Source organism: Vibrio sp. 1641 (assembly GCF_033339995.1).
GTDB lineage: Bacteria > Pseudomonadota > Gammaproteobacteria > Enterobacterales > Vibrionaceae > Vibrio > Vibrio alginolyticus.
Genome location: NZ_JAWOVP010000235.1, coordinates 1 through 650 on the forward strand (window position 1 = coordinate 1; position 650 = coordinate 650).

General features: G+C 41.2%; 1 protein-coding gene and 1 riboswitch. The gene reads left to right on the forward strand.

What is annotated here, in order from left to right:
• The first annotated feature begins 127 nt into the window (after positions 1-127).
• A complete protein-coding gene (gene crcB / locus R7Z47_RS25245) occupies positions 128-511 on the forward strand; it encodes a fluoride efflux transporter CrcB (RefSeq protein ID WP_062853799.1) in 384 nt (127 codons plus the stop codon).
• 61 nt (positions 512-572) lie between these two features.
• Positions 573-650, forward strand: a riboswitch (TPP riboswitch). This riboswitch is flagged as partial in the annotation.

The following is a 650-nucleotide window of genomic DNA, read 5'->3' on the forward strand; positions in this document are numbered from 1 at the left end:
AAGTGACTCCTGTAACTTTTACATATTTCAGTGGTTCTAAAGCGATTATATTGTCGAATTCTAAGATTGTGTTACCGATTACTGAGCGATTTTGATTACAATATCATCAGAACTTATTGGGGGAATTATGGGGCAGTTTTCTATTTTAGGCTTTATCGCACTCGGTGGGGCAATCGGTGCGTGTTCTCGATATTTAGTGTCTGAGTTTTGTGTCTTACTTTTCGGACGGGGTTTCCCTTACGGTACGTTGACTGTTAACGTTGTTGGCTCTTTCATTATGGGGTTGCTCATTGCTGCATTTGAAAGTGAAATATTAGCAACTGAACCATGGAGACAAGTGATTGGCCTAGGCTTCCTCGGTGCGCTTACCACCTTTTCAACATTTTCTATGGATAACGTACTGCTTATGCAGCAAGGTGCGTTCTTTAAAATGGGTTTAAACATCTTATTAAATGTTGTACTGAGTGTCTCGGCGGCTTGGATCGGTTTCCAATTATTGATGCGTAGCTAGCAAAAGTAACGAAAATGTAATCAGGTCGGCTTGGTTTAACCAAGCCGTTTTTATATACTGGCTTCACTTGTCGGAGTGCCATAAGGCTGAGACCGTTAATTCGGGATCCGTTGAACCTGATCAGATTAATATCTGCGAA